The organism is Pseudoroseomonas cervicalis ATCC 49957, from assembly GCF_000164635.1.
In the GTDB taxonomy this organism is placed as follows: Bacteria; Pseudomonadota; Alphaproteobacteria; order Acetobacterales; family Acetobacteraceae; genus Pseudoroseomonas; species Pseudoroseomonas cervicalis.
Map to the genome: position 1 here is coordinate 1 of NZ_GG770950.1, position 1983 is coordinate 1983.

Annotated in this window: 2 protein-coding genes; one reads left to right on the forward strand and one right to left on the reverse strand. The window is 73.7% G+C overall.

All coding sequences use genetic code 11. From position 1 onward, the window contains the following. Window positions 1-108: 108 nt before the first annotated feature. Window positions 109-897: an enoyl-CoA hydratase/isomerase family protein gene (locus tag HMPREF0731_RS20670; RefSeq protein WP_007006180.1), complete on the reverse strand. Its 789-nt coding sequence runs from the start codon at window positions 895-897 to the stop codon at window positions 109-111. Between the two features lie 100 nt (window positions 898-997). On the opposite strand from HMPREF0731_RS20670, the gene HMPREF0731_RS20675 reads away from it, so the two are divergent. Beyond that, on the forward strand, window positions 998-1807 hold the full coding sequence (locus HMPREF0731_RS20675) for an IclR family transcriptional regulator (RefSeq protein ID WP_007006181.1): 810 nt from the start codon (window positions 998-1000) through the stop codon (window positions 1805-1807). Window positions 1808-1983: the final 176 nt, after the last annotated feature.

The following is a 1983-nucleotide window of genomic DNA, read 5'->3' on the forward strand; positions in this document are numbered from 1 at the left end:
CGCGACGCCCGGCCGGGGCGTCTGGCGGCCCGGCCGGCCGGACGGATCTAGCATGCAGGGGGGTGGCGAATGCCGCGCGCGGTGCCTCAATCGGCGCGGCCGCGACGGCTAAGTCCCGGTAAAGCCTGGCTCACGCTTGCCGAAGAAGGCGGCCTTGCCCTCCGCGTGGTCGGCCGAGAGGAACAGCAGCGACTGGTAGTGCCGCTCCGCCTCCAGCGCGCGGTCCAGCCCCTCCGCCAGGATCTGCTTGGTCAGCGCGATGGCGGCGGGCGCCTGGCGGGCCAGGATGCGGGCCCGGGCCAGCGCCGCCTCCAGGGCCTTGCCCGAAGGCGCCAGCTGGTCGGCGAGCCCGATGCGCAGCGCCTCCTCGGCGCCGATCGGCTCGCCATAGAACAGGATTTGCCGGGCGCGGGCGGGGCCCACGCGCTGCGGCAGGGTGAAGGGCAGGCCGAGATCGGCCATCAGGCCCACCTTGCCGAAGGCGGCCATGAAGCGGGCATCCTCGGCGGCGACGATGCTGTCGCAGGCGCAGGCCAGCGACAGGCCGGCGCCGGCCGCCCAGCCCTCCACCGCCGCCACCACCGGCTTGGAGCCGGCGACCAGCAGGCGGATCATCTGGTGCGCCGGGCGCAGCCGCTCCCGCCCCTGCAGCGCCGAGCCGACCTCCATGCCGGAGAGGTCGCCGCCCGAGCAGAAGGTGCCGCCGGCGCCGGTGACGACGATGGCGCGGATCGTGGCATCGCCCTCGGCGCGGTCCAGCACCGCGGCCATCTCGGCGCGCAGCGGCGGCGACAGCGCGTTGCGCCGCGCCGGCTGGTCGAGCGTCAGCACCAGCACCGCGCCGTCACGCTCCTGCCGCAACCGCATCGCCGGGGCCTGCCCTGCCTGATCCGCCATCTCGCTCTCCTCCCTGCCGGACGGCGCGTGACCGGTCCGGCTTTGCCTTGCTGTCGCGGCAGGCTACATTCCGGATACGGGAAATCAATCGGGATATCGAATGGACCCCTTCCAGCCGCAGCCCGAACGCGATCCCGCCGCGCCACGCGATGTCGGCGCCGTCGCGCATGCCATCCGCATCCTGCGGCACCTGGCGGGGGCCACCGCGCCGCTCGGCGTCGCAGCCGTCGCGCGCGGCACCGGCATCAGCCCGTCCACCTGCTTCAACATCCTGCGCACCCTGGCGCGGGCGCGTTTCGTCGCCTTCAACGATGCCGACAAGACCTACAGCCTCGGCCTGGCGGTGGCGGAGCTGGCGGCCGGGCTGATCGGCGTCAGCCATGCCGAGCTGATCCGCCCCGAGCTGGAGCGGCTGGCGCTGAACCACGACATGCTGATCGTGCTGTGGCGCGTCACCGAGGATGGCCACATCATCCTGGTCGACCGCGCGCACAGCCACACCGCGGTGCGGGTGGAGATGCGGCTCGGCCTGCGGCTGCCGATGCTGGTGGGCGCGGTCGGGCGCTGCGTCGCCGCCGCGCTCGACCTGCCGGTGGACGAGCTGCGCCGCCGCTTCGCCACGCTGCGCTGGCAGGACCCGCCCAGCTTCGATTCCTACCTGGCCGATGTCGAGGAGGCCCGCCGCACCGGCTGGGCGGTGGACCAGAACCAGCTCTATCGCGGGCTGATCACGGTGGCCGCCCTGGTCGCCGACCGCAATGGCCAGCCGCGCTTCGGCCTGTCCGGCATCGCCATCGCCGGGCAGCACGCGCCGGAGGTCTTCCCGCGCCTGGGCAGCGAGCTGCGCGAGGTGGCGGAGTTCACCGGCAAGGCGCTGTTCCCGCGCCGCATCGTGCAGAATGCGGAATAGCATTCCCTTTTTGGAATGACAGGCGCCGCCGCATCGGTTCAACTTCCCGGCAAGAGCGGACCGGCCCAAGCCGGCCGCAGCAGGGAGAAACGCCGATGACCAAGACCCCGCCCCCTCTCGCCTGGCCGCGCCGCCACCTGCTGGCGCTGGGCGCCGCCGGCCTCGCCGCGCCGCGC

What these genes read in the sequence shown, in the direction of transcription:
- HMPREF0731_RS20670 (WP_007006180.1), bottom strand. Translation starts at nt 897, where the DNA reads ATGGCGGATCAGGCAGGGCAGGCCCCGGCGATGCGGTTGCGGCAGGAG.
- HMPREF0731_RS20675 (WP_007006181.1), top strand. Translation starts at nt 998, where the DNA reads ATGGACCCCTTCCAGCCGCAGCCCGAACGCGATCCCGCCGCGCCACGC.